This is a genomic window from Roseobacter sp. HKCCA0434, from assembly GCF_032464675.1.
In the GTDB taxonomy this organism is placed as follows: Bacteria; Pseudomonadota; Alphaproteobacteria; order Rhodobacterales; family Rhodobacteraceae; genus Pontivivens.
Genome location: NZ_JAWDKL010000001.1, coordinates 319832 through 345361, shown reverse-complemented (window position 1 = coordinate 345361; position 25530 = coordinate 319832). Strand labels below are relative to the sequence as shown.

At 67.0% G+C, this 25530-nt stretch carries 19 protein-coding genes; 11 read left to right on the top strand and 8 right to left on the bottom strand.

Annotation, left to right across the window (positions count from 1 at the left end; genetic code table 11):
• Positions 1–32 precede the first annotated feature (32 nt).
• From RX333_RS01715 to hflX, 6 genes are all read left to right on the top strand, one after another.
• Entirely contained in the window at positions 33–2300 is a 2268-nt protein-coding gene (locus RX333_RS01715) for a PAS domain-containing sensor histidine kinase (protein ID WP_316013181.1), read from the top strand.
• Positions 2293–3723, top strand: a complete 1431-nt coding sequence (locus RX333_RS01710; protein ID WP_316013180.1) for a sigma-54 dependent transcriptional regulator — start codon at positions 2293–2295, stop codon at positions 3721–3723. The genes RX333_RS01715 and RX333_RS01710 overlap by 8 nt, the downstream gene beginning before the upstream one ends.
• Positions 3724–3741: 18 nt before the next feature.
• Complete coding sequence (gene trkA, locus RX333_RS01705; RefSeq protein ID WP_316013179.1) at positions 3742–5121, top strand: Trk system potassium transporter TrkA; 1380 nt, start codon at positions 3742–3744, stop codon at positions 5119–5121.
• Complete coding sequence (locus RX333_RS01700) at positions 5121–6644, top strand: TrkH family potassium uptake protein (RefSeq protein WP_316013178.1); 1524 nt, start codon at positions 5121–5123, stop codon at positions 6642–6644. The genes trkA and RX333_RS01700 overlap by 1 nt, the downstream gene beginning before the upstream one ends.
• Before the next feature lie 116 nt (positions 6645–6760).
• A complete protein-coding gene (gene hfq, locus RX333_RS01695; RefSeq protein ID WP_316013177.1) occupies positions 6761–6997 on the top strand; it encodes an RNA chaperone Hfq in 237 nt (78 codons plus the stop codon).
• Positions 6987–8288: a GTPase HflX gene (gene hflX / locus RX333_RS01690; RefSeq protein WP_316013176.1), complete on the top strand. Its 1302-nt coding sequence runs from the start codon at positions 6987–6989 to the stop codon at positions 8286–8288. The genes hfq and hflX overlap by 11 nt, the downstream gene beginning before the upstream one ends.
• A 21-nt stretch (positions 8289–8309) precedes the next feature.
• On the opposite strand, the gene RX333_RS01685 is transcribed toward hflX, so the two are convergent.
• From RX333_RS01685 to RX333_RS01655, 7 genes are all read right to left on the bottom strand, one after another.
• Positions 8310–10010, bottom strand: a complete 1701-nt coding sequence (locus RX333_RS01685; RefSeq protein ID WP_316013175.1) for an ABC transporter ATP-binding protein — start codon at positions 10008–10010, stop codon at positions 8310–8312.
• Positions 10007–10972 (bottom strand): ABC transporter permease, encoded by a 966-nt coding sequence (locus tag RX333_RS01680; RefSeq protein WP_316013174.1) that lies wholly within the window; start codon positions 10970–10972, stop codon positions 10007–10009. Before RX333_RS01680 ends, RX333_RS01685 begins: the two co-directional genes overlap by 4 nt.
• Entirely contained in the window at positions 10969–11931 is a 963-nt protein-coding gene (locus RX333_RS01675) for an ABC transporter permease (RefSeq protein WP_316013173.1), read from the bottom strand. The genes RX333_RS01680 and RX333_RS01675 overlap by 4 nt, the downstream gene beginning before the upstream one ends.
• A gap of 308 nt (positions 11932–12239) precedes the next feature.
• On the bottom strand, positions 12240–13820 hold the full coding sequence (locus RX333_RS01670; RefSeq protein WP_316013172.1) for an ABC transporter substrate-binding protein: 1581 nt from the start codon (positions 13818–13820) through the stop codon (positions 12240–12242).
• 115 nt (positions 13821–13935) lie between these two features.
• A complete protein-coding gene (locus RX333_RS01665) occupies positions 13936–15870 on the bottom strand; it encodes an FAD-dependent monooxygenase (RefSeq protein WP_316013171.1) in 1935 nt (644 codons plus the stop codon).
• Positions 15871–15983: 113 nt separating this feature from the next.
• Positions 15984–17636, bottom strand: a complete 1653-nt coding sequence (locus RX333_RS01660) for a sulfatase-like hydrolase/transferase (RefSeq protein WP_316013170.1) — start codon at positions 17634–17636, stop codon at positions 15984–15986.
• Entirely contained in the window at positions 17633–18157 is a 525-nt protein-coding gene (locus RX333_RS01655; RefSeq protein WP_316013169.1) for a MarR family winged helix-turn-helix transcriptional regulator, read from the bottom strand. Before RX333_RS01655 ends, RX333_RS01660 begins: the two co-directional genes overlap by 4 nt.
• 139 nt (positions 18158–18296) lie before the next feature.
• Here RX333_RS01655 and RX333_RS01650 point away from each other — a divergent pair, with 139 nt between their 5' ends.
• On the top strand, positions 18297–19352 hold the full coding sequence (locus tag RX333_RS01650) for a TAXI family TRAP transporter solute-binding subunit (protein WP_316013168.1): 1056 nt from the start codon (positions 18297–18299) through the stop codon (positions 19350–19352).
• Positions 19353–19430: 78 nt separating this feature from the next.
• Positions 19431–21731 carry a TRAP transporter fused permease subunit gene (locus tag RX333_RS01645; protein WP_316013167.1) on the top strand — a complete coding sequence of 767 codons (2301 nt, stop codon included), beginning with the start codon at positions 19431–19433 and terminating at the stop codon, positions 21729–21731.
• A 194-nt stretch (positions 21732–21925) separates the two neighbouring features.
• On the opposite strand, the gene RX333_RS01640 is transcribed toward RX333_RS01645, so the two are convergent.
• On the bottom strand, positions 21926–22390 hold the full coding sequence (locus RX333_RS01640; protein ID WP_316013166.1) for a DUF3237 domain-containing protein: 465 nt from the start codon (positions 22388–22390) through the stop codon (positions 21926–21928).
• A 79-nt stretch (positions 22391–22469) separates the two neighbouring features.
• Between RX333_RS01640 and RX333_RS01635 the strand changes: the two genes are divergently transcribed.
• The 3 genes from RX333_RS01635 to RX333_RS01625 are packed head-to-tail and all read left to right on the top strand — an operon-like array spanning position 22470 to position 25526.
• Entirely contained in the window at positions 22470–22943 is a 474-nt protein-coding gene (locus tag RX333_RS01635) for a MarR family transcriptional regulator (RefSeq protein ID WP_316013165.1), read from the top strand.
• Between the two features lie 2 nt (positions 22944–22945).
• Positions 22946–23713: an SDR family NAD(P)-dependent oxidoreductase gene (locus RX333_RS01630; RefSeq protein WP_316013164.1), complete on the top strand. Its 768-nt coding sequence runs from the start codon at positions 22946–22948 to the stop codon at positions 23711–23713.
• A 28-nt stretch (positions 23714–23741) separates the two neighbouring features.
• The gene (locus RX333_RS01625) at positions 23742–25526 is read left to right on the top strand and encodes an AMP-binding protein (protein ID WP_316013163.1); all 1785 of its coding nucleotides are present in this window, start codon (positions 23742–23744) and stop codon (positions 25524–25526) included.
• Positions 25527–25530: the final 4 nt, after the last annotated feature.

The following is a 25530-nucleotide window of genomic DNA, read 5'->3' as shown; positions in this document are numbered from 1 at the left end:
CAGGCGCCCGAAAGGCCCCGAGCATCGTGTTGATGAGTAACCGCCGATTCTGGCTACGCGCGATGTCGCGCGTCGAGACCTGGCGCAGGCGGCGCGCGGTGCGTTCGACCATGACCTTCCTGATCGTGGCGCTCGGCCCCGTGCTCGCCTTCGCGACCTGGGCCGCCTTCGACGGGATCGGGTCGAGCACCTCCGACCTGTTGCGGCTCGTCCTGACGCTGGACCTCGTCTACATCATCGCGCTGGCCGGACTGGTCGCGCACCGGATCGCGGGCATGGTCGCCGCGCGCCGCGCCCGCTCCGCCGGGTCGCGGCTGCACTCGCGGTTGACCACCGTCTTCGCCATCGTGGCGCTGGGGCCGACCATCCTCGTCGCCGTCTTCGCTGCGATCACGGTGAATTTCGGTCTGGAGGGCTGGTTTTCCGAGCGGGTGCAGCGCGTCGTCGGCAACAGTTTCGCGGCCGCGCAGGCCTACGAAACCGAGCATCGCGAGAACCTCGTCGCCGATGCGCAGCTGCTCGCCGATTACCTCGACCGCAACAAGGCGCGCTATCCCCTGATCACGCCGGCGGAACTGCGCGAATTGCTGTCCGCGGGGCAGGCGCAGATGCAGCGGGAGCTGGCCGAGGCTTATATCATCGACGGAGCGGCGCAGTTGCAGGCGCGCGGCAACCTCTCCTACCTGTTCGGATATGAGCCGCCGACGCCCGCTCTGCTCGACACCGCGCGCGTCTCGGGCGATCCGGTCATCATCGAGGATTGGGAGGCGTCGGAGTTCCGCGCGCTGATCCATCTGGGCAGCTTCGCCGACCGCTATCTCTACGTGACGCGAAACGTGGACGGCAAGATTCTGGAACTGCTGGATGAAACGCAGTCCACGGTCATGCTCTACCGCCAGCTGGAGACGGATCGGGGCGAGCTTTTGTTCGAGTTCGCGCTGATCTATCTGGGCTTCGCGCTGATCGTGGTGCTGGCGGCGATCTGGCTGGCCTTCTGGTTCGCCGACCGGCTGTCGCGGCCCGTCGCCCGGCTGGCGGGGGCGGCGGCGCAGGTCGGCTCGGGCAATTTCGACATGCGCGTGAAGGAGGAGAGCGGCGAGGACGAGATCGCCATGCTCGGCCGCGCCTTCAACCGCATGACCGCGCAGGTCAAGCGGCAGCGCGACGCGCTGGTCGCCGCCGGGGCCGAGAGCGAGCAGGCGCGCCAGCTGTTCGAGACCGTGCTGTCGGGCGTCAGCGCGGGCGTGATCGGGCTCGACCCCGACGGGCGGGTCGAGGTCGCCAACGACGCGGTCTTCGCCATCCTGGGGTTGGAGCGCGGCGCGCTCGACGACCGGCCATTGGCCGAGGCGATCCCCGAGTTCGAGGCCCCCTTCCGCAAGCTGCTGGATGAGGGCCGCGACAGCGTGCAGGTGCAGATTGCGCTGGAGACCCCGAACCGCGAGGAACAGCTGCTGGTGCGCATCGCGCGGCACCGGCTGGCGGGCGGGCGCGACGGCTTCGTCGTCACCTTCGACGCGATCACCGACCTGATGAGCGCGCAGCGCATGGCCGCCTGGGGCGACGTGGCCCGCCGCATCGCGCACGAGATCAAGAACCCGCTGACGCCGATCCAGCTCGCCGCCGAGCGGATGAAGCGCAAATACGGCCGCAAGCTGGACGAGGACGACGCCGCGGGCCTTGCCCAGTATTCCGACGTGATCGTGCGCCAGACCGGCGACCTGCGCCGGATCGTCGACGAGTTCAGTCAGTTCGCCCGCATGCCCGAGCCGCGCAAGGCTCCCGCCGATCTGGTCAAGCTGGTGCGCGACGCGGTGCTGCTGCGCCAGAACGGGCCGGAGGAGGTGGCGATCGTCAGCGACCTGCCACCCGGCCCCGTGATGATCGACGCGGACGAGACCATGCTGGACCAGGCGCTCAACAACTTGTTGAAGAACGCCGCGGAAGCCATTGAAACCCGTGTCGAAAAGACAGGGGATGCCGTCGAGGGCCGAATCCGCGTCTCCCTTGACATCGGCGACGGGACGGCCACCCTCCGCCTGACCGATAACGGGGTGGGCCTTCCCGAAGGCCCGGCGGAGCGGCTGTTCGAGCCCTACGTGACCCACCGGGACAAGGGAACGGGACTGGGATTGCCGATCGTGCGCAAGATCGTCGAGGAACATGGCGGCACGCTGGTGCTGCAGCAGGCGGGGGCCGATGCACCCGAACCCGGGCAGGGTGCCGAGGCGGTGCTGGTGCTGCCCCTGATCGACGGCGCGGGCCGGACCGAGTTAGCGAGCGAGACTGAACATGCCTGACAGTGCCAATTCGGACATCCTGATCGTCGATGACGAAAGCGATATCCGTGAGCTGATCGCGGATATCCTGGAGGACGAGGGCCATGGCGCGCGCACCGCCCGCGACGCCGACACCTGCATGGCCGAAATGAACACCCGCGCGCCCGACCTGATGATCCTCGACATCTGGCTGAAGGACAGCCGCATGGACGGGATCGAGATCCTCAAGACCGTCAAGCGCGACAATCCTTCGGTGCCTGTCATCATCATCTCGGGCCACGGCAATATCGAGATCGCCGTCGCCGCGGTGAAGCAGGGCGCCTACGACTTCATCGAAAAGCCGTTCAACATCGACAAGCTGTTGATGACCGTGAACCGGGCGCTGGAAACCTCGCGCCTGCGGCGGGAGAATGCGGCGCTCAGGACGCAGAGCGGCCCGCGCACCGAGCTGATCGGCAATGGCGGCGCGATCCGCGCCCTGCGCCAGCAGCTGGACCGGGTGGCCAAGTCCAAGGGCCGGGTGCTGTTGAGCGGCCCGCCCGGATCGGGCAAGGACGTGGCCGCGCGCTATCTGCACGCACAATCCGACCGGGCCGATCAGCCCTTCGTCATCGTGCCCTCCGCCACGATCGAGCCCGACCGGATGGAGGAGGTGCTGTTCGGCGTCGAGCACGAGGGCCGCGCCCACGATCCGGGCCTGTTCGAACGGGCGCATGGCGGCACGCTGTTCTTCGACGAGGTGGCCGACATGCCGCCCGTGACGCAAGGCAAGATCCTGCGCGTGCTGGTCGACCAGGCCTTCACCCGCATCAACGGGGCGGACACGGTGCGCGTGGACGTGCGCGTCGTCTCGGCCACCAACAAGAACCTCAACCACGAGATCGAGCAAGGCCGGTTCCGCCAGGACCTCTATCACCGCCTCAACGTCGTGCCGCTGGAGGTGCCGGGCCTCGACAGCCGGCGCGAGGACATCCCGCTTCTGGTCGAGTACTTCACCAAGCAGCTCAACGAGGAGCAGGGCCTGCCGATGCGCGAGCTGTCCGAGGACGCCGCCGCCATGTTCCAGACGCTGCCCTGGCCCGGCCATGTCCGCCAGCTGCGCAACATGATCGAGCGGATCCTGATCCTCGGCCCCGACGAGGGCGAGATCGCGGTCAGCGAGCTGCCGCAGGAGACCGACGGCGCCGAGCCGGGCGGGCGCGATGCGCTCAGCGCGGCGCTGGCGGGCCTGCCCCTGCGCGAGGCGCGGGAGGTGTTCGAGCGCGAATACCTGATCGCGCAGATCAACCGGTTCTCCGGCAATATCTCGCGCACCGCCAATTTCGTCGGCATGGAGCGCTCCGCCTTGCACCGGAAGCTGAAATCGCTCGGCATCGTCACCCTGTCGCGCGGCGGCACCCGCATGGCCGCCATCGAGGATGAGGAGGATGGCGATGAAGTCTGACGCAGACAGGCGCGCGCGATGAAGGTCATCGTCTGCGGCGCGGGGCAGGTGGGCTGGCAGATCGCCCGGCACCTGGCTTCCGAAAACAACGACATCACCGTGGTCGACAACGATCCCGGCCTGGTGCGTCAGATCACGGATTCGCTCGACGTGGGCGGCATCACCGGCTTCGCCTCGCACCCGGACGTGCTGGAACGGGCGGGCGCGCGTGACGCGGACATGATCATCGCCGCGACCTTCTCGGACGAGGTGAACATGATCGCCTGCCAGGTCGCGCATTCCGTCTTCACCGTCCCGCGCAAGATCGCGCGGGTGCGCGCGCAGAGCTATCTTGATCCCGAATGGTCCGACATCTACCGGCAGGACCACATGCCGATCGACGTCATCATCTCGCCGGAAAAGGAAGTGGCCGAGGCCGCCCTTCGCCGCCTCTCCGCGCCCGCCGCCTTCGAGATCCACGGCTTCTTCGACAACACGGTACAGCTTCTGGGCCTGACGCTGGACGAGGACTGCCCGGTGCTCAACACGCCGCTGCGACAGTTGACCGAGCTGTTCTCCACCCTGCGTGCCTATGTGGTGGGCATTCGCACCGGCAACCGGCGGCTGCGGGTCGCCGACAGTGACGACCAGCTCTTCGCGGGCGACCAGATCTACCTCTTCGCCGCGAACGAGGACGTGGACCGCACGCTGGAGATCTTCGGCAAGTCGGCGAGCGCGGGCAATCGCGCGCTGATCCTCGGCGGCGGCAATGTCGGCCTCGGCGTCGCCAAGGCGCTGGAGGCGCAGGGCAAGCGCACGCGGCTCAAGGTGATCGAGCGCGACCGCACACGCGCGGAATTCGCCGCCGATGCACTGGAGCGGACGATCGTCCTGAACGGCGACGGGCTCGACAAGGATATCCTGGAAGAGGCGGGGATCGAGAGCATCGACAGTTTCCTCGCCGTCACCGACGACGACAAGACCAACCTGTTGTCCTGCGCACGGGCGAAATCGCTGGGCGCGAAGCTGACGGTCTGCCTGATCAACGATCCCTCGCTGGCACCGCTGATGCAGCCGCTCGGCATCGACGCATATATCAACCCGCGTGGCACCACGGTCAGCTCGATCCTGCGCCATGTCCGCCACGGGCGCATCCGCGCCGTCTATTCGGTGGGCGATGCGGAGGCGGAGGTGATCGAGGCGCAGGTCCTCTCGACCTCCTCGATCGCGGGCAAGCGGGTGCGCGACACCCACATGCCGGAGGGCGCCATCATCGGCGCGATCCGCAAGGGGCGCGAGCTGGTCATCCCGCGGGCCGAGACCGTGATCGCCGAAGGCGACAGCGTCACCATCTTCGCGATGGCCGGGCAGGTCCCGCAGGTGGAGCGGATGTTCCGCGTCTCGGTCGACTTCTTCTGATGCTGCCCTGGCACCGGCTGCCGCTGTTCATCTACCTGCTCGCGGGCAGCGGGGCCGTGATGCTGGTGACCAGCGTGCTGGGCTACATGCTCGACGATCACGACAGCGCGCGGCCCTTCTTCTACGGCGCGTGGCTGACCTTCTTCCTTTGCGCGCTGTTCGGGCTGGCGCTCGCGAACCGTCGCGGGCGTGTGACTGCGCGCTCACACCTGCTCACGCTGATGGGGGCCTATCTCGTCCTGCCGGTCTGGCTGATGCTGCCGCTCATCGCCGTGGTGCCGACGCTGACGCCGATGGTCGCCTATTTCGAGGCGATCTCGGCCCTGACCACCACTGGCGCGACTGTCTTCGATAGGCCCGAGTCGGTGCCGGTCACCGTCCATCTCTACCGCGGCCTCGTGGCGTGGAGCGGCGGCTTCCTGATCCTGCTCGCGGCGGTCGCGATCATGCTGCCGCTCAATATAGGCGGCTTCGAGGTGCAGGCGGTCATCACCGGGCGCAAGCGGGCGACCGCGCGCAATCACCTCGCGATGGCCGATGCGGGCGAGCGGCTGTCGCGCGCGGCCAGCATCGTCGCCCCGGTCTACGTCACGCTGACGGCTGCGCTGATGATCCTGCTGATGCTGATGGGGCAGGGCCCGGTCAAGGCGGGCATGACGGCGATGGCGGTGCTCTCCACCTCCGGCATCCTGCCGGTCTCCAACGTCTCGGCGGCCGGTGGCAGCGCGGGGGCCGAGATCGCGATGGCGCTGTTCCTGCTGATCGGGGCCACGGCCATCGTCTACGACCCGCGCCGCCGGATGAGCGTCGAGCAGGTCGGCCGCGACCCCGAACTGCGCCTGCTGATCGCCATCTGCCTGATCCTGCCCGGCGCCCTGTTCCTGCGGCACTGGATCGGCGCGCTGGAACTCGACGGCAGCGGGCAGAGCGTCAATCAGGTGGTGCTGGCAATCCGGGCCGCCTGGGGGGCGCTCTTCACCGTGCTTTCTTTCCTCACGACCTTCGGGCTGGAGAGCGCCTATTGGGACGACGCACAGCGCTGGTCGGGCCTGCCGACGCCGGGCATCTTGCTGATGGGCCTGTCGATGATAGGCGGCGGGGTCGCCACCACCGCGGGCGGGGTGAAGCTGTTGCGGATCTACGCGCTCTACCGCCACGGGGAGCGGGAGCTGCGCCGTCTCACGCTGCCCCATTCCGTGGGCGGGGCCGGGGCCACGGCGCGGCGGATCCGGACGCAAGGCGCGTTCATCGCCTGGATCTTCCTGATGCTGTTCCTCGCGACGCTCGCGGTCACGATGCTGGCCCTGACGGCGGCGGGACTGCCCTTCGAGGAGGCATTGCGCGCGGGCACCGCGTCGCTGACCAATACCGGGCCGGGCTACCTGATCCTGCATGACGCGCCGCGTCGCTATGCCGATTTCGCGCCCGTGGTGCACATGATCCTTGCGGGCGCGATGGTGCTCGGTCGGCTCGAGACGCTGGCCCTGATCGCCTTGCTCAATCCCGGCTTCTGGCGCAGTTGATCGTACGGTTTTTTCGCGTCGCCCACTGGAAATACCCGCGCGTTCGACCCACTATGGAGACCTGAACAAGAAACGATCCGCGAAACACGGGTTTCGCCAACTTCGGAGTGTGTGGCATGGCCGGCGACAAGCAGAACCTTCAGGACGCTTTCCTCAACAACGTGCGCAAGGCGAAGATCCCGGTGACGATCTTCCTCGTCAACGGCGTGAAGCTTCAGGGCGTCATCACTTGGTTCGACAATTTCTGCGTGCTCCTGCGCCGCGACGGACAGAGCCAGCTCGTCTACAAGCACGCGATCTCCACCATCATGCCGTCCCAGCCGGTGAACCTCTACGAACCCGATGCAGATTGAGGATACCGCGCGTCAGCCGACGCGCACCGTCGTCCTTCATCCCGACCTGCGACGGCAGGCCCAGCGGCGTGCGCCCGAGAACGCGCTGGCCGAGGCCGTGTCGCTGGCCGAGGCGCTCGGCGATCTCGACGTGATCGCGGCGCGCGTGGTGCCGGTCCCGGCGCCGCGGGCGGGCTACCTCTTTGGCTCCGGCAAGACCGACGAGCTGTCCGACTGGCTGCGGGGGGAGGAGATCGAGCTCGTCGTCATCGACGGCCCCGTGACCCCCGTGCAGCAGCGCAACCTCGAAAAGGCGTGGAAGTGCAAGATCCTCGACCGGACCGGCCTGATCCTGGAGATCTTCGCCGACCGGGCGCAGACGCGCGAGGGCGTCCTGCAGGTGGAGCTTGCGGCCCTCGGCTACCAGCGCACGCGGCTGGTGCGGTCCTGGACCCACCTCGAACGCCAGCGCGGCGGCCTCGGCTTCGTCGGCGGCCCCGGCGAGACGCAGATCGAGGCGGATAGGCGCGCGCTCGACGAACGGATCAACCAGATCCGCCGCGCGCTGGAAAAGGTCGTGAAGACCCGTGGCCTGCACCGCAAGGCGCGGGCCAAGGTGCCCTATCCTATCGTGGCCCTCGTCGGCTATACCAATGCCGGTAAATCGACGCTGTTCAACCGGTTGAGCGGTGCGGACGTGATGGCCAAGGACATGCTCTTCGCCACGCTCGACCCGACCATGCGCGCTATCGAGCTGCCTTCGGGGCAGAAGGTGATCCTGTCGGACACGGTGGGCTTCATCTCCGACCTGCCCACGCAGCTCGTCGCCGCCTTCCGCGCAACGCTGGAGGAGGTGCTGGACGCCGATCTGATCCTGCACGTGCGCGACATCTCCCATCCCGAAAGCGAGGCGCAGGCGGCGGACGTGCGCGACATCCTCGAAAGCCTCGGCGTCAGCGAGGCGCGGCGCGACGAGATGATCGAGGTCTGGAACAAGGTCGACCTGCTGGGCGAGGGCGAGCTCGCCGCCGCAGAGCGCGTGGCCGAACGCCATGCGCGCCACATCGCCGTCTCCGCCGTGACGGGCCGCAATGTCGATGCGCTGCTCGAGCAGATAGACGAGGCGGTCAGCGACCCGATCCTGACCGAGGAGCTGAACCTGCCCGTCAGCGCGGGCGAGGCGCTGGCCTGGCTGCACGCGCGCAAGCTGGTGCAGACGACCGAGACACGCGACCTGCGGATGCTGACCGGGGTGGAATGGACCCGCAAGCAGAAGGACCAGTTCTTCAAGCAGTTCCGCGAAGCGCTCTGACCCCGCGCGGGCTGCCGGGGGTCAGGCCTCCGTCAGCCCCTCGCGCGACAGCGCATCCGTGCGCGGCATCAGCGAGATCAGCTCGCGCGTGTAGTCGCTCTCGGGCGCCTCGAACAGCGTCTCCGTCTCCGCCACTTCCAGCAGCTTTCCGCCCTTCAGCACGCCGACCCGGTCGCACATCTGGCGCACCACCGGCAGGTCGTGGCTGATGAACAGCATGGTCAGGCCCAGATGCTCCTGCAGATCCTTGAGGATGTTGAGGATCTGCGCCTGGATCGACACGTCGAGCGCGCTGGTCGGCTCGTCGCAGATCAGGAAGCGCGGCTGCGTCGCCAGCGCCCGCGCGATGGAGATGCGCTGCCGCTGCCCGCCCGAGAACTCGTGCGGGTATTTGCGCCCCGCATCGGCGCCGAGGCCCACGCGGTCGAGCAGTTCGGCCACGCGAGCGGGAATCTCCGCCTTGGGGATCGTCCCCAGATGCCGCGCGGGCTCCGTCACGATCGCATCGACCCGGTGGCGTGGATTGAGCGAGCTGAACGGATCCTGGAAGATCATCTGGATCTGGCGGCGATACTCGGTCAGGTCGGCGCCCGTGGCATCGTCCACCCGATCGCCCGCGAACCGCACCTCGCCACCGTCGAGCGGGTAGAGCCCCGCGATCATCCGTGCGATCGTCGATTTGCCCGATCCGCTCTCGCCCACGAGGCCGAAGACTTCGCCGGGCCGGATCTCGAAGCTCACATCGTCCACGGCCGTGAAATATTCCCGCCGCGACGGCAGCAGCGAGCCCTTTTGAAGGAACCGCTTGGTCAGGCCGCGCGCCTCGATCAACGGGCCCTCGGGGGCGGGCTGGCTGGGCCAGTTGCGCGCGAGGTCCTCGATCGCGAACCGCGTCTCGCGCCCGCCATAGCTGACCTGCGGGAACCGGGCGAGCTTCACCTCGGGCCGCGGCACGGCGGCGATCAGCGACTTCGTGTAGGCATGCGACGGCTGGCCCAGCACCTGCGCGGTCGGCCCGCTTTCCACGACCTCGCCCTGATACATCACCGTCACCACGTCCGTCGTGTCGGCGATCACGCCCATGTCATGCGTGATCAGGATGATGCCGACCTGTCGCTCGCGTGCGAGGCTTTTGATCAGGTCGAGGATCTGCGCCTGGATCGATACATCGAGCGCGGTGGTCGGCTCGTCCGCGATGATGACGTCCGGCTCCGAGCACAGCGCCAGCGCGATCACCACGCGCTGTCGCATCCCGCCCGAGAACTGATGCGGATACTGGTCGATCCGGGTCTTGGGGTCGGGGATGCCCACGCGGTCGAGCAGGTCGATCGCCCGCCGCTTGGCCTCGCCTTCGGAGATGTCGAGATGCTCCACCATCGTCTCGACCAGCTGCTCGCCCACCGTGAACAGCGGGTTGAGCGAGGTCAGCGGATCCTGGAAGATCATGCTCAGCTTCTTGCCGCGCAGCGAGCGCATCGCGGCCCGGTCGCGGCCCGAAATGGCGTCCTCGCGGAAATGAATCGTGCCGCCCGCGATATGGCCGGGCTTGTCGAGCAGACCCATCACCGCCGCGCCGATCGTGCTCTTGCCCGCGCCGGATTCTCCCACGAGCCCGTGGATCTGCCCCGGCTCGACCGTCAGGTCGGCCCCCGCGACGGCGGTGAAGACCTTGCGCCGGGTCGGAAACTTGACCGTGAGGTCGGAGATGGTCAGCAGGGTCATTTCAGCCTCGGGTTCAACGCGTCGCGCAGCCAGTCGCCGAGCAGGTTCACGCTCAGCGCCAGCACCAGCAAAGTCACGGCGGGGAAGAACAGGATCCACCACTCGCCCGAGAACAGGAAGCCCTGGCCGATGCGGATCAGCGTACCGAGGCTCGGCTGCGTCGGGGGCGCGCCGACGCCGAGGAAGCTCAGCGTCGCCTCGGCGATGATGGCGAGCGCCAGCGAGATCGTCGCGATCACCAGCACCGGCGACAGCACGTTGGGCAGGATGTGACGCAGCATGATCGCGGGGCCGGAGCGTCCGATCAGCTGGGCGGCCTGCACGTATTCCTTGCTGCGCTCCACCATCGTCGCGCCGCGCACGACGCGGGCGAATTGCACCCAGTCCGACAGGCCGATGGCTAGGATCAGCACCCAGATCGCCATCTGGTCGCGGTATTGCACCGGCGTGATCCCCTTGGCGATGCCGAAGATCAGCATGGCCACCAGGATCGCGGGGAAGGTCAGCTGGATGTCGGCGATGCGCATGATGATCGTCTCGGTCCGCCCGCCGACATAGCCCGCGACCAGCCCCAGGGTTATCCCCAGCAGCATCGCCAGCCCCACCGCGGCGAAGCCGACGAAGAGCGAGATCCGCATCCCGTAGAGGATCGTCGAGAGCACGTCGCGCCCCTGATCGTCGGTGCCCATCACGAAGGTGTCGCCGGTGAAGGCGTTGGGCTCCATCGGCGCGGAGAAGCCGTTCATCAGATTGAGCGACGCCGGATTGAACGGATCGAAGGGCGCGATCAGCGGCGCGAAGACCGCCGACAGCACCAGGATCAGAACCAGCGCGCCCGAGACCATCGCCACTGGCGAATGGGTGAAGTCGTACCACAGGTCGCTCTGACGCAGCCGCGCAATGCGGCCGGGCCGGGCGGGCTCGTCCTCGGTGCGGGGAACGGGGGGAGTGATGTCGCTCATGTGCGAAGCCTCGGATCGATCGCGACGTAGAGAAGGTCGACGATCAGGTTGATGCACACGAACATGACCGAGATCAGCATCAGGTACGCGGCCATCACCGGGATGTCGACGAACTGCACCGCGTTGATGAACAGCAGACCCACGCCGGGCCACTGGAACACGGTCTCGGTGATGATCGCGAAGGCGATGATGGCGCCCAGCTGCAGGCCGGTGACGGTGATGACCGGCACCATCGTGTTCTTGAGCGCATGACGGAAATTGATGGCCCGCTCCTTCAACCCGCGCGCGCGGGCGAAGCGGACATAGTCCTGACGCAGCACCTCAAGCATCTCGGAACGCACGAGCCGCATGATCAGCGTCATCTGGTAGAGGCCCAGCGTGATCGACGGCAGGATCAGCGCCTTGAGGCCCGACACCGTCAGGAAGCCGGTGGACCAGAATCCGAGGTCCACCACCTCGCCGCGACCGAAGCTGGGCAGCATGTCGAGCTCGACCGAGAAGATGTAGATCAGCAGGATCCCGATCAGGAAGGTCGGCAGGCTGACCCCGATCAGCGACAGCGACATGACGAGGTTCGCGCCCACGCCGTTGCGCCGGATCGCGGTGAACACGCCGAGCGCGATGCCCAGCCCCAGCGCCAGCACGCCCGACACGAAGGCCAGCTCCAGCGTCGCGGGCAGCCGTTCGAGCAGGATCTCCGACACCTCGCGCCCCTGCCGGTAGGAGATGCCGAAGTCGCCCTGCACGGCCCGCACGAGGAAATCCCAGTACTGCACGACGAAGGGATCGTTGAGGCCCAGGCTCTCGCGCAGCCGCTCGATATCCCCGACCGTGCGCTCCTGACCCAGAAGCTGCTCGATCGGATCGCCGATGAACCGGAACATGGAAAACGCCACCAGTCCCACGATGAGGAGGACGAGGACGCTCTGGAAGACGCGCTTGGCAATATAGGTCAGCATTGTTTCAACTTCACGGAATCCGTCCGGGGGTCAAGGGCTGTTTCGAGGGCTGCATGGCCTGTCCTCGCGGCAGCCGGGCCCCACGGCGCCCACACCCGTTTCACCCGTCGATCGACGCACCGGGCAGGGGTCGGCACCCGGCCTCGGACCTTCTCAAGTGGTGTGAGAAAGCTGCGGCAAGCCATTGTAATTTCGGAAAATCAGTCTGTGTTCCGACGGCTCGCGTCGGAAAGAATGGCGTGACGATCTACTCGAAAATGCGGCAGGGCCGACGCGAACGCCGGCCCTGTCTCGTCATTTCGACAGGATCACTCGCCCATCTCGAAGAACTTGAACTTCGGATCGTCCTCGGGCGACACCTCGATGCCCACGGCATCGGTCATGCCCCAGTTGAGCACCTGGTGGTGGATCGGCAGGTAGAGCACGTCCTCCTGCACCTGGGTCCAGATGTCGGCGATGGTCGCGTCGCGCTCTTCCAGGTTGGTGTTGGAGGCGAGCGTCCGGATCATGCCGTCGACTTCCTCGTTGGAATAGCCGGTGGCGTTCCAGGTGCCGATGTCGTCTCCGCTGGTGTGCACCAGGAAGTTGAACACGTACTCGCTGTCATAGGTCGGAACACCCCAGCCGAGCATGTAGAAGTCGGTGGTCTTGTTCTGGATCAGCGGGAAGTGCTGCGCCTTGGGCTGCGCGTTCAGGTTCACCGTGATGCCGATCTGGCCCAGCATGCCGACGGCCGCCTGACAGATCGCCTCGTCGTTGACGTAGCGATCGTTCGGGCAGTCGAGCTGCACGGAGAAGCCGTCGCCGTAGCCTGCCTCTTCCATCAGGGCGTTGGCCTGCTCCAGATCGGTGGAGTAGGCGTCGAACTCCTCGGTGTAGCCGTTGACGAAGGGCGGCGCGATCATGCCGGCGGGCACCGACTGGTCCCGCATCACGACCTGGCGGATCGCATCGCGGTTGATCGCGAGGTTCATCGCCTGACGCACCTGCTGGGACGCGAACGGGTTCTCACCCTCGACGCTGTCGTTCTCCAGATCGTCGGCGCCCTGGTTCATACCGAAGAAGATCGTCCGGTTCTGCGGCGCGGTTTTCACGACCAGCCCGTCGGTCTCGTTCACCCGGCCGATATCCTGCACCGGAACGTCCTGGATGAAGTCGACCTCACCCGACAGCAGTGCTGCGATGCGGGTCGCGGCGTTCTGGATGGGGGTGTAGATGATCTCGGTCACCTCCATCGGGAACTCGTCCATGCCCCAGTAATCAGGGTTCTGGCTCAGCACCGTGCGCACGTCGGGCTCGCGGCTTTCCAGCACGTAGGGCCCGGTGCCGTTGGTGTTCGTCGTGGCGAAGTTGGTCTCGCCATTGGCGATGTCCTGCACGGCGACCGTCTCGTTCGCCTCGGTCCACTCCTTGTCCATGATGAACAGGTTGGTGAAGTTCGAGGGCAGGATCGGGTTCGGGCCGTCCGTGACGAACTCGACCGTCAGGTCGTCCACGGCGCGGATCTCGGTGATCGAGCCCAGAAGCTCCTTCATCGCCGAGGTTTCGGACTTTGCGCGCTCGAAGCTGAACACGACATCTTCGGCGGTGAAGGCCGATCCGTCGTGGAAGGTCACACCCTCGCGCAGGTTGAAGACCCAGACGTTGGGATCCTCTTCGCTGGGCGCCCAGTCGGTCGCCAGCGCGGGCTGGAACTCGCCCGCGGTGTCGCGGATGATCAGAGGCTCGTAGATCTGGTGCGCCAGCGTGTGCGTCGGGCCTTCGTTCTGCGCATGCGGGTCCAGCGTTAGGCTGTCGCCCGCGCGCGCCCAGCGCAGGGTCTCGGCACTCGCGCCGAGGCTGGTGGAGACGAGAAGCGCCGCTGCAAGTGCGGTGATTGGCTTGGTCATGAAAAAATCTCCCTGAATTTTTCTGATGATCCGGAGCATCATTGGACTCGACCGGGGATGCAAGGGCATGGTCGCGAAAAGCTCTCGCGGCTCGGCGACCGCCCCCCAAATTACGTTACGGCCGATCGAGCATGAACGCCTCGAAGAACGCGCAAAGCTCCGCGTGTGCGGTCACGGGCAGGATGTTGGCGACATGCTGGTCCGGCCGCACGATCACGACACAGCCCGCGTCGCGGTCGATGCCGCGCAGGTCGTAGACGTCGTTGCCCGTCTGGGCGTGGAACACCTTTTCGTAGTCCCGAAGCCCGTACTTGCCCTTGGCTGGCCACAGGTAGCCGTGCAGATCGTGCATCGAGAGGTCCTGCTGCTGGAACACGGCATAGGTGTCGATCACCGCGTCGATATCGGCCCCCTCGGGCGTGTAGCGGAGCACCGGCGATGCCGGGTCGTTGGCCAGGAACTCGACGAACCCATAGGACGCCGACGAAGGCGACCGGGGGTCTTCGCTGCCGCCGAACAGGAAGATCCGCCAGCGGCCGTCCGCCTTGACGAGATGCCCCAGATGGCAAGTACGCCCGTCGGCCACCCGGACGGCCTCCGCCGAGTGGAAGCGCTGCCCGATCCTGAACCCTGTCGCGCGGTGCTGATTGTCCTGTCCGGTGCTGATATAGGACGGCGGATACTCGATCGAGGTGCCGCTGACGAAACCGCTCTGGCGCTTCATGAAGGCCTCGATCTCCGCCGTGTCGATCCGGGCCTGGTCCGACATGTCGTCCGCCGAGGGCCGCGTCGCGATCAGCTTCGACAACTCGCGATCCGCCGCGATCAGCTGCTGTGCGACCTTGCGCCGTTCCGTCCCGTAGGTGGCGAGCAGCCGCGGGTGGCTGCGCCCTTGAAGCACCGCCGCCAGCTTCCAGCCGAGGTTGAACGTGTCCGGCAGCGAGGTGTTGAGACCCCAGCCCCCCTTGGGGCTGTGCGTATGGCACGCATCGCCCGCCACGAAGGCGCGGGGGATGACGGTGTCCGGGCTGTCCTTCGCACGGTCGTCGAACCGGTCCGCGATGCGCTGCCCGACCGAGTAGATCGACCACCACGCCACTTCCTTCACGTCCAGCTCGTAGGGGTGGAAGATCTTCTGCGCCTTGGCGATCAGGTCTCGGTCGGTCAGGTGCAGATCGGTGGCGCGCTTGCCCGCGTCGATCATGCCCAGCTCGATATAGAACCGGCACAGGTATCCGCCCTCGCGCGGGATCGTCATGACCGCGCCGTGGTCCTGCGACTGGATGAAGCTCTTGACGCGGATGTCGGGGAAATCCGTGTTCAGCAGAAGGTCCATGACCCCCCAGGCCTTGTTCGCGGAATCGCCTTCCAGCGCGATGCCGAGGCTCTTGCGCACACGACTTCTTGCGCCGTCGCTGCCGACCGCGAAGCGCGCCTTCACGGTCTCGGTCCTGCCCGCGCCCGCGTCGTCGGTCCGCCGGAAGGTCGCGGTGATCGGGTAGGCGTCCAGATCCTGCGTCAGGCTCTCTTCGATCCGCAGATCGAGCAGCTCGCGACTGTAATGTGGTCGCAGGCCGCTCACGCTGTTGGCCATCCCGTCGATCAGCAATTCGTGCAGGCGCGCCTGGTTGACGATGCCGTGGGTGAATTCGGACAGCCCCGCCCGCGCATCGGCGATCTTCTCCTTCCGCCTGATATGGGTCGGGTTGTCCGGATCGGGCTCCCAGAACGTGTTCTGCTTCAGCTGGTAGGTTTCCTTGACCACCATCTCCGAGCTGTTGAAGGCTTCCATGATCTCGATCGTCCGGCAGGAAATGCCGTCCGCGCGCCCGAACAGCAGGGGGCCGGAGGCCATGTCGACGATGCAGGTATCGATATCGGCGAACTCCGCCATCTGACGCGCCATGGTCAGACCCGCCGGGCCGGTGCCGACGATCAGCACGTCGACCTCGCGCGGCAGATCCTCGATCGGCGGGTCGGGGTAGGGCTCTCGCGCGGCGTCGGGCACCGCGTAATTGCCGGGTCTGAAACCGTTGAGATGGAACTGCATGCCGGTCACCTTCCTCCTGTCTCCTCCGACCCGTGTCGCCCGACCGGGCCGGTGTCACGCCGATCACGGCACAGCCCGTCCCGGAAATCCAGAGGGCCGCAGCCCCCGCGACATCAGCGACCGGGCTTGCCCGCGGGTTCGAGTCTGTCGAAGGCGATGCCGGTCGCGGCCTCGTATTCCGCCTCATCCCAGAACCCGATGAGGATGCCTTCCTCCGCGGCGCGTTTCTGCCGCGCCAGAACCGTCTGCGTGGCCGTGATGCGGGTGTGATGGCGCGTCGCCCAATCCAGCAGGGCGGCCTCCATCCGGCTGCGGACCGCGCGATGCTCTTCGGCCTCCGACGCGCCGAGATCGGTCACCTCCCGCGGGTCGGTCTCGAGGTCGAAGAGCACGGGGCGGAAACCCTCGCACCGGATGTATTTCCAACGCCCGTCGAAGATCATCGTGGTATGCGCGTCTTCCTGCGGCTGGTCGAGCAGGCGCGCCATGTCGGACCAGTGGTAGTCATGCTGGCTGATCGCGTAATGGCGCGCGAACCCGTCCGTGCCGTGCAGGATCGGCGTCAGGTCGCGGCCCTCGATCACATGCGGCTTGGCCGCGCAGCCGAGCGCATTCATGAAGGTGGGGGCAAGGTCGATCATCTCGACCAGCGCGTCCGAGACGAGCCCGCGGGTCGCGTCCGCCTGCGGGCGCGGATCGGCGACGATCAACGGCACCTTGACCGCCATCTCGTGATAGAAATCCTTGTCGCCCATCCAGTGATCGCCCATGTAGTCGCCGTGGTCCGACGTGAAGGCGACGATCGTGTTCTCGCTCAGCCCGGCCTCGTCCATCCATGCGAACAGCCGTCCCAGATTGTCGTCGAGCTGCTTGATGAGCCCCATATAGGCGGGAATGACGTGCTCGCGGACCTCGTCGCGGGCGAAGCTCCTGCAGACCCGCGCCTGCAGGTAGGCCGCCAGCAGCGGGTGATCGGTGTCGCGCTCCTCCTCCGCCCGGATCGGCGGAACGACATGCCGCTCGTCATACATGTCGTGATAGGGCGCGGGGACGATATAGGGCCAGTGCGGCTTGATATAGCTCAGATGACACATCCACGGTCGCCCGTCGGCCTGGGCCTCGGTCATGAAGTCGATCGCGCGGTCCGTCATGTAGGCCGTTTCGGAATGTTCCTCGGGGACGTTCGCGGCGAGGCGGGAATTCTTCAGCAGCCAGGCCGACAGCAGATCTCCATCTTCGCCCACGCCGGAATTGGCGAAATCCTCCCACGGATTGTCCGAGGAATAGCCATGCGCCTCGAGATAGTCGTCATAGGCCGACCATTTCTGCCGCGGACTGTCGGGGTGCAGCCCGTCATCGCGTTCGAAGGGCTCGAACCCGCATTCGGACACGCGCACCCCGATCTCGCTGTCGGGATCGATGCCGAGCCAGGCCATGCCCTCCGCATCGGCGGTCATGTGCGTCTTGCCCACCAGCACGGCGCGCGCGCCGACCTCGCGCAGGTGATCGCCCAGGGTGGGCTCGCCCACGCGCAGCGGCATCCCGTTCCAGGTCGATCCGTGGCTGCGCACGTAGCGCCCGGTATAGGCCGACATCCGCGACGGCCCGCAGACGGGCGATTGGACATAGGCATTGGTGAACCGCACGCCGCGGGCCGCGAGGGCATCGATATGGGGTGTATGCAGATGGGGATGGCCGTAGCAGCTGAGGTAGTCGAAGCGGAGCTGATCCGCCATGATCCACAGGACGTTGGGGCGTTCGGTCATTCGGCGGGCTCCTTCTCGATGCCATGCTCCCTCAGGATCTGGTCGACGGGGATGCGCAGGAACTCCTCCAGCCGGTCGAGGTAGCCCGCGAAGAGCCGGATTTCCTCCTCCGAGAAGACATCGCGCAACGCGGCGCGACGGCGGGCCATGACGGGCGCGGCGCGCTCATAGGCCGCGCGGCCCGCATCGGTCAGGGCGACGATGGTCTGCCGACGGTCGCGGGTGTCGCGTTCCATCGTGACGTATCCCTTTCTGGCCATGTCGGGCAGGGCGCGGCTGAGCAGGGATTGATCGGCCCGCTGGATGGCGGCGATCTCGCGGATGGTCACAGGTCCGGCCTCTATCAGGTCCCACAACGTGCGCCATTCGAGGATCGACAGGCCGCCGCCATGCGCGAGGAACTCGCGCCCTTGGGTCCGGGACGCCGCATAGACCGCGGGCAGGCGCGAAAAGATGTTCAGCCCCTCCCGCTCCATGCGCCTGCGGACCTGAGCCGCCATCGTCTTCACATCGTCGTTCATCGCCTCTCCTCCTGCCTGCCGATACTGCCGTCTGCGAAAATACGTGACAAGTCATATATTTTCTGGAAACCTCGGAATCGTCCGACACGAACGGGCTTGCGTGTCTTTGAGGGAAGGCGCGGAAAAAAGGGAGGAAAACATGATAAAGACGACACTTCTCGGCGCCGCCGTTGCACTCGCTCCGCTCGCGGCGTTCGCACAGACGACCCTGACCGCGGAGACGACCACGCCGGGGTCGACGCCGCATTACATCGACACCACGCTGGCGGCCGTGCTCGACAGCGCGGGCATCGCCGATCTGCAGATCACCGAAGGCGCGACCCTTACGAATTCCGTGCAGGCGGTCGCCGAGGGGCGGCTCGACATGGCGCCCGCCCCGCTGATCCTTCCGTTCCTGCTGTCCCGCGGCATCGGGCCCTATAGCGGCGTCGGCGCCGAGGAAGGGGCCGAACTGGCCAGCAACCTGAGGGTGCTTTTCTGGAACGCGGGCTCGGCCCAGATCTTCGGCTACTACAACAGCAACCCGGTCGAGGACATCCGCTCGCTCGACGGTTTGCGGATCTGGAACGGCCCCCCGCGCGGCGCGGCGCTGACATCGGGGCGGGCGATGGTCCAGCTGCTCGGCGGCGCCACGGATGGAGAGGATTACGAGGGCGTGCAAAGCCCCTGGCCCGACACCGTGCCGTCGATCACCGGCGGGGCCGTCGATGCCTGGACCATCCCCGAAGGTCTGCCCTCCGGTCGCCAGATCGCCATCGCGGCGGCGGGCGGCACCACGCTCTTCGACGTGCCCTCCGACCTTCTGGCCAGCGAGCTCGGCCAGCAGATCCTCGCGGCACCGGGTCACGCACCCTATTCCGTGCCGATCGAGGAGTTCCGCGCGGCCTATGCGGGCAACGACATCACGATCGTCACCGATGACGACAGCTTCGACAGCTTCGCCACCGCATTCGGGCAGGTCGTGAACGCGTCGATGGACGAGGAACTCGCCTACCAGATCACCAAGGCCTTCCTCGAAGGCGAGCAGCGTTTCGTCGAGGGTTCGCCGCGCGGGCCGTATCTGATGCTCAGCTTCGGCGATCTCGACGGCGTCTCGCAAGGGGCCTGCAGCGCCGTGCAGGTGAAGATGCACGCGGGCGCGGTTCGGGCCTTCGAGGAGGCCGGGCACATGGTCGCGGACTGCCTGCGCCCCTGATCCCGAACACCGCGGATCCATGATCTGGCAGAGGTCGGTTCGCCGACCTCTCCCCGTGTCCACGATGGGAGCCGAGCCATGACCACGCAGACCGTTCACAAGCCACTCGGGCGGCGCATCGCGATCGCGCTGGCCTTCGTGCTGGTCTGTGTCGGCATGGTGAATACCCTGCCCGAGATCGAGGGTCTGCAGGATCTGGCACGTGATCTGACCGGCCAGCAATTCTTCCGTATCTCGAACTTCCCGCCAGAGTATTTCTACCCGCCCGTCTTCTTCGTCATGATGACGATCGTGGCGCTGGACGCCAGCGTCTACCGCGCCTGGAAGGTCGAGAAGCCCGGCCGCGCATGGCTCGGCCTGCTGCTCGATGCCGGCCTGCTGATCGCGGCCTTCCTCGCGGCCTTCGGGTTCTTGGTGGAGATCGACTCCGTCTGCCTGATCGACCAGATCACCGGGGAGCGGGAGCGGCTGATCCGCGAAGCGGCCGAACGGTCCGCCGGGGTCATCCCCGGCATCTCCTTCGACGCCGAGGTGCCTGCCTGCCAAGCGCGTCTGGGCATCTGGACGATTCCGCTGCTCTTCACGATCATCACGCTGTTCTTCCTCTACAACATCCGGGTGTGGGGGCTGCCGCTGGTGGCCGTCGCCAGCGCGGTGGTCCTCTACACCGTCGGCACCGCGCTGATCTGGGTCTTCGACCTGTCCGACAACAACTTCCTGTTGACCAAGCTCGGCGCCGATGGCGGCGACGCGGTCGCGGCGGCCGTGCAGAAGGCGACCAATGTCTTCGTGACGCCGGACGGCTTCATGGGCCGGTTCATGAACATCGTGGTGAACCAGGTCTTCCCATATGTCGTCCTGGGGGCGCTGTTCGGCACCTCGGCGGGCGGCACGTCGCTGATCAAGCTGGCGGTGCGCACCACGCGGAACCTGCGCGGCGGACCGGCCCATTCGGCCATCGTCTCCTCGGCGATGTTCGGCACGATCACCGGCGGGCCGGTCACCAACGTGCTGTCGACCGGGCGCCTGACGATCCCGATGATGCGCCGCAACGGCTTTTCCAGGGAGTTCGCCGGAGGGGTGGAGGCCGCCGCCTCCTCGGGAGGGCAGATCATGCCGCCGGTGATGGGGGTCGCGGCCTTCGTCCTCGTGGCGCTGACCGCGGTTCCCTACACCAAGGTCATCACGGCGGCGTTCCTGCCGGCCATGTTCTTCTTCTTCTCGATCTTCCTCGCCGTGGTGTTCCAGGCCCGCCGCGAACGGGTCGAGGCGATGCGCGACATCCCAGAAGACCTGGTCATGGACAAGCAGGACTGGCTGAACCTGGTCATCATCGTCGCCCCGATCCTGACCATCCTGTTCCTGCTTCTCGCCACCAAGGATGCCGTCGGCGGGGGGGCGCTGGCCGCCATCCTGCCGGCCGGGGTGATCCAGACGATCACCAACTCGACCGGCGATGCGGTCTCGGCGGGCTGGTGGGCGGTGGCCGTTCTCCTGCCGCTCCTGTTCCTCGACCCCGAGACCCGCGCCAGACCGTCCAAGATCCTGCTATCCCTGGCCGACGGGGGCCTCCTGATCTCGCGCCTGTTCCTGCTGCTGTTCGCGGTGTCGATCATCTCGGCCTTCCTGAACGAAAGCGGCCTGACCGGGGAGTTGACGCGCGCCGTCACCTCCTGGCTGGAGACCGCGCAGGTCATCGAGCTCTTCGGGTGGGAGATCCGCATCGTCGGCGGGTTCTACCTGATGCTGGCGCTGACCTGCGCGATGTTCTGCGCGATCCTGCTGGGCATGGGCATGCCGACGGTCCCGGCCTATGTGAACGTCGCCCTGCTGCTGGGGCCGCTGCTGGCCAAGCTCGGGGTCAGCTTCTTCACCGCGCACATGTTCGTCTTCTACTTCGCGGTGGCCTCGGCGATCACGCCGCCGGTCGCCGTCGCCGCCTTCGCCGCGGCGTCGATCACGGGGGCGGAGCCGATGCGCACCGGCTTCGCCGCCGTGCGGGTGGGCATCGTCATGTTCACGATACCCTTCGTCTTCGCCTGGTATCCGGAGCTTCTGCTGATCGCCGAGGCGGTCACGATCACGGACGAGAACGGCGCCAAGATCCTGATCGAGGGCTACAGCGGCGAGGTCGAATACGGCAAGCTCGCCCTGCTTTCGGCCCGGCTCCTCTTCGCGCTCTACCTCGTGGCCTCGGCGCTGGCACGCTACGATTTCGGCCCGATCCCGTCGTGGGAGCGCGCCTGCCGTCTGGCGCTGGCCCTGATGATCATGTGGAAGGCCGCGCCGGTCATGTGGGTCGGGATCGTCGGGGCGGTCGTCTTGCTCGGCTTCCACATGATGCAGGCGAAACGGACACGGGATCTCGCGCAGGCCTGAGGGGTTTCGGCGGTCCCGCGCGATGTCGTGGTGGTCGCGGTTCTGCATCGCACCCGACGATCACGGCGGCGAGATCCAGAGCTCGCAGATCGCTCCGCCCGGGCGCCGCGCGCCCAGAACGGGCAGTTCGGATAGTCTCGCAAGCAGTCTGCAAGGCAAGCGCAGCCCGCCCGAGCCACGCTCCAGGCACCCGCCTAGCGCAGCGCGTAAAGCTCCACCTGCACGCTACTGGCATTGCGTGCGCCGAGGCCGACGAACAGAGTCCTGTTGACCCATTCGTAGCGCGCATCGCCGGTTTCCAGCCGGGCATGGGTGCGCATGTAATAGCTTTCGGGATCCACCTGCTCGCCGCGCCCGATGGCCTCGATCACCTCCCTGGGGCCGTGACGGTAGCCATAGTTCACGATCTCGATGATCGCGCCGTCATGGGTTTCCATCGCGTAGCGCGTGTCCAGTTCGGCCATGTCGTTCGCGAAGATCGTCTGCCAGTCCGCCCCGACATGCAGGATGCGGCCCGACAGCGCCTCGCCCGTCACCGTGCCGCCGACGATGGGGATGATCCGCCGTTGCCCGGCGCGGCCCGATCCCATGTGCCGGATCTCGTCCAGTTCCACGAGAAGGGTGCAGACATGGTCCAGTTTCGGGCTGGGAAGTTTCATGATCTGTGATCCCGATAATCGTTTACTAAGTAAACAATCTGTCGTATCGAGGACGGGAAAGCAAGAACCGAGGTGCATCATGCCGCGTGCGACCGCCGCCACCCAGTCGCGAAGCCTGACCGAAGACCGCGAGAGCGATCTGGAGGGGTTCGTCGGCTACAATCTCAAGCGCGCCTATCTGGTCTTCAGCGCCGATTTCCGCCGTGCCCTCGGCCGCCACGGCTTCGGCCCCCGCCAGTTCTCCGCGCTGTCGCTCATCGTCCAGTTTCCCCAGATCACGCAGAGCGAGCTGGCCCGAAAGCTGGGGATCGAACGCTCGGGTCTGGTCGCGATCGTCGACGAGCTGGAGGGACGCGGCTTCGTCGCGCGAATGCCCGTGCCCGGCGACCGGCGTGTGCAGGCGCTGGCCGCCACCAAGGATGGCCGCACCGCCTATCTTCACGCCCGCGAGGTCGTCCGGTCCCACGAGGAGACGCTCCTGTCCGATCTGACCCCGGACGAGCTCGACACGCTGAACGGAGTGCTTCGGAAAATCAGAGAGAGCGAGGCCTGAGCATGCAGGATTGGACCGGCCATTGCGCCATCGTCACCGGCGGGGCCTCGGGCCTCGGCGCCGCCACCGCCGAAAGGCTGGCGGGCAACGGAATGCGGGTCGCACTGTTCGACATGAACGCGGAGAAGGGTGAGGCCCACGCCGCACGGATCGGCGGGCGGTTCGTCCGGGTCGACGTGTCGGACCCGGCCTCGGTGGCGGCAGGTCTCGACGCGGCGACCGAAGCCTTCGGCACCCCGCGCGTCCTTGTGAACTGCGCAGGCATCGGCGGGGCCGCCAAGACCGTGTCGCGCGGCCAGGCCCATGATTTCGGCCTCTTTGAAAAGACGCTGCGCGTGAATCTCATGGGCAGCTTCAACTGCGCCTCGCAGGCCGCCGCCAGGATGGTCGCGGCGCAGGCGGTCGACGCCGACGGCGCACGCGGCGTGATCGTCAACACCGCCTCGGTCGCCGCCTTCGACGGGCAGGTCGGCCAGGTCGCCTATTCCGCCTCCAAGGGCGGCATCGTCGGCATGACGCTTCCGATGGCGCGCGACCTCGCGGACAAGGGCATCCGCGTGTGCACCGTCGCGCCGGGTCTGTTCCTGACGCCGCTGCTCGACGAGCTTCCCGCGGAGGTGCAGGCCTCGCTCGGCGCGCAGGTGCCGTTTCCGTCGCGGCTGGGCGCGCCCGCGGAATACGCCGCGATCGTCGCCCATATCACCGAGAATTCCATGCTGAACGGCGAAGTCATCCGCCTCGACGGCGCGATCCGCATGGCCCCGCGCTAGATCAGTCTCCCAACGAGGACCCCGCGTCATGAACCTGCAGCATTCCGTGGCGGATGATTTCTGGAATCCGTCCTTCGACTACGAGACCCGCGACGACGGCACCGTCATCATGCGCCAGACGGGCGATCTGCCCGCCTATCTGCCGACGCTGGCGGACTATCTGGACAAATGGGCGGATGCGACCCCCGATCACACCTGGATCGCGCGACGCGGGGCGGATGGCGACTGGATCCGCATCTCCTATGCCCACGCGCGCGACACGGCGCGGCGGCTCGGCGCGGCGCTGCTGGCGCTGGGACTGGGCCCCGACCGCCCCTTGCTGATCATGTCCGGCAACTCCCTCGAACACGCGCTGCTCGGGGCGGCGTGCTTCTATACCGGCGTGCCCTATGCCCCCATCTCGCCGGCCTATTCGCTGGTATCGAAGGATCATGCGAAACTGAAGGACATCGCGGGCACACTTAACCCCGGCGCGCTCTTCGTCGAGGACGGCGCGGCGTTTGCGGCGGCGCTCGACGCCATTGCGGCGGAGGGCCGCCACGTCATCGCCCTCGACAACGTACCCGACGGCGCGACCGCCTATCGCGACCTGCTGGCGACGGATCCGGCCGGGGCCGACGCCGCCCGCGCCGCGGTGACGGGCGAGACGGTGGTGAAATACCTCTTCACCTCCGGCTCCACCGGATCGCCCAAGGCGGTCATCAACACCAACCGGATGATCTGCGCGATGGAGGCGATGGTCCGCGACTGCTACCGCTTCGTGCAGCACACGCCCCCGGTGGTGCTGGACTGGGCGCCTTGGAACCACACCGCGGCGGGCAACAAGGTGTCCTATCTGGTGATGACCAATGGCGGGACCTATTACATCGACGACGGCAAACCGGCACCCGGCGCGATCGAGGAGACGCTGCGCAACCTGCGCGAGATCTCGTGCACCTGGTATTTCAACGTGCCCGTCGGCTGGGATCGCCTGATCGAGGAGCTGGAGACCGACGCGGCGCTGGCCGAGACCTTCTTCGCCAGGCTGTCGATGATGTTCTACGCTGGTGCGGGCATGGCGCAGCAGACCTGGGACCGCCTTCGGGCCATCGGGCGCAGGACCACCGGGCGGGAGGTGCTGCTCGCGACCAGCCTCGGCGCGACCGAGACCGCGCCCTTCGCGCTGGCCTGCACCGAGGTGCAGGAGAAATCCGGCAATGTCGGCGTCCCGGCGAAGGGTCTTTCGATGAAGCTGGTGCCCAACGGTGGCAAGCTGGAGCTGCGCCTCAAGGGGCCCAGCATCACGCCGGGCTATCTCGGCGACCCGGCCAGGACCTCCGAGGCCTTCGACGAGGAGGGGTACTACATGATGGGCGACGCGCTGCGCCCGGCGGACCCCGAGGATTTTTCCAAGGGCTTCTTCTTCGACGGTCGGGTGGCCGAGAACTTCAAGCTCAATACCGGCACCTGGGTCGCCGTCGGCGCGGTGCGCGCCGCGCTGGTCGATGCGATGGACGGCCTGATCCGCGACGCGGTGATCGTGGGCGAGAACGAGGACCGGCTGGGCGCGCTGCTGCTGCTGTCGGACAAGGCGCGGCGGATGGACCCGGCCGCGCGCCACGCGGCCCTGTCCCGGAAGCTGACCGAGGCCGCCGCGGCCGCGACGGGCTCCGCCGCGCGGGTCCGGCTTGCCACCGTGCTGGAGGAGGACCCGAGCTTCGACAAGGGCGAGATCACCGAGAAGGGCTCCCTGAACCAACGGGCGTTGCGCAGCAATTACGCCGAGCGGGTCACGGCGATGTACGCGGGCAGGGGGGACGTGCTGACCGCGTGACGCC

Bases quoted from the DNA above. Each gene is read 5' to 3' on its own strand.
- RX333_RS01715 (WP_316013181.1), top strand. From the start codon at position 33: ATGAGTAACCGCCGATTCTGGCTACGCGCGATGTCGCGCGTCGAGACC.
- RX333_RS01710 (WP_316013180.1), top strand. From the start codon at position 2,293: ATGCCTGACAGTGCCAATTCGGACATCCTGATCGTCGATGACGAAAGC.
- trkA (WP_316013179.1), top strand. From the start codon at position 3,742: ATGAAGGTCATCGTCTGCGGCGCGGGGCAGGTGGGCTGGCAGATCGCC.
- RX333_RS01700 (WP_316013178.1), top strand. From the start codon at position 5,121: ATGCTGCCCTGGCACCGGCTGCCGCTGTTCATCTACCTGCTCGCGGGC.
- hfq (WP_316013177.1), top strand. From the start codon at position 6,761: ATGGCCGGCGACAAGCAGAACCTTCAGGACGCTTTCCTCAACAACGTG.
- hflX (WP_316013176.1), top strand. From the start codon at position 6,987: ATGCAGATTGAGGATACCGCGCGTCAGCCGACGCGCACCGTCGTCCTT.
- RX333_RS01685 (WP_316013175.1), bottom strand. From the start codon at position 10,010: ATGACCCTGCTGACCATCTCCGACCTCACGGTCAAGTTTCCGACCCGG.
- RX333_RS01680 (WP_316013174.1), bottom strand. From the start codon at position 10,972: ATGAGCGACATCACTCCCCCCGTTCCCCGCACCGAGGACGAGCCCGCC.
- RX333_RS01675 (WP_316013173.1), bottom strand. From the start codon at position 11,931: ATGCTGACCTATATTGCCAAGCGCGTCTTCCAGAGCGTCCTCGTCCTC.
- RX333_RS01670 (WP_316013172.1), bottom strand. From the start codon at position 13,820: ATGACCAAGCCAATCACCGCACTTGCAGCGGCGCTTCTCGTCTCCACC.
- RX333_RS01665 (WP_316013171.1), bottom strand. From the start codon at position 15,870: ATGCAGTTCCATCTCAACGGTTTCAGACCCGGCAATTACGCGGTGCCC.
- RX333_RS01660 (WP_316013170.1), bottom strand. From the start codon at position 17,636: ATGACCGAACGCCCCAACGTCCTGTGGATCATGGCGGATCAGCTCCGC.
- RX333_RS01655 (WP_316013169.1), bottom strand. From the start codon at position 18,157: ATGAACGACGATGTGAAGACGATGGCGGCTCAGGTCCGCAGGCGCATG.
- RX333_RS01650 (WP_316013168.1), top strand. From the start codon at position 18,297: ATGATAAAGACGACACTTCTCGGCGCCGCCGTTGCACTCGCTCCGCTC.
- RX333_RS01645 (WP_316013167.1), top strand. From the start codon at position 19,431: ATGACCACGCAGACCGTTCACAAGCCACTCGGGCGGCGCATCGCGATC.
- RX333_RS01640 (WP_316013166.1), bottom strand. From the start codon at position 22,390: ATGAAACTTCCCAGCCCGAAACTGGACCATGTCTGCACCCTTCTCGTG.
- RX333_RS01635 (WP_316013165.1), top strand. From the start codon at position 22,470: ATGCCGCGTGCGACCGCCGCCACCCAGTCGCGAAGCCTGACCGAAGAC.
- RX333_RS01630 (WP_316013164.1), top strand. From the start codon at position 22,946: ATGCAGGATTGGACCGGCCATTGCGCCATCGTCACCGGCGGGGCCTCG.
- RX333_RS01625 (WP_316013163.1), top strand. From the start codon at position 23,742: ATGAACCTGCAGCATTCCGTGGCGGATGATTTCTGGAATCCGTCCTTC.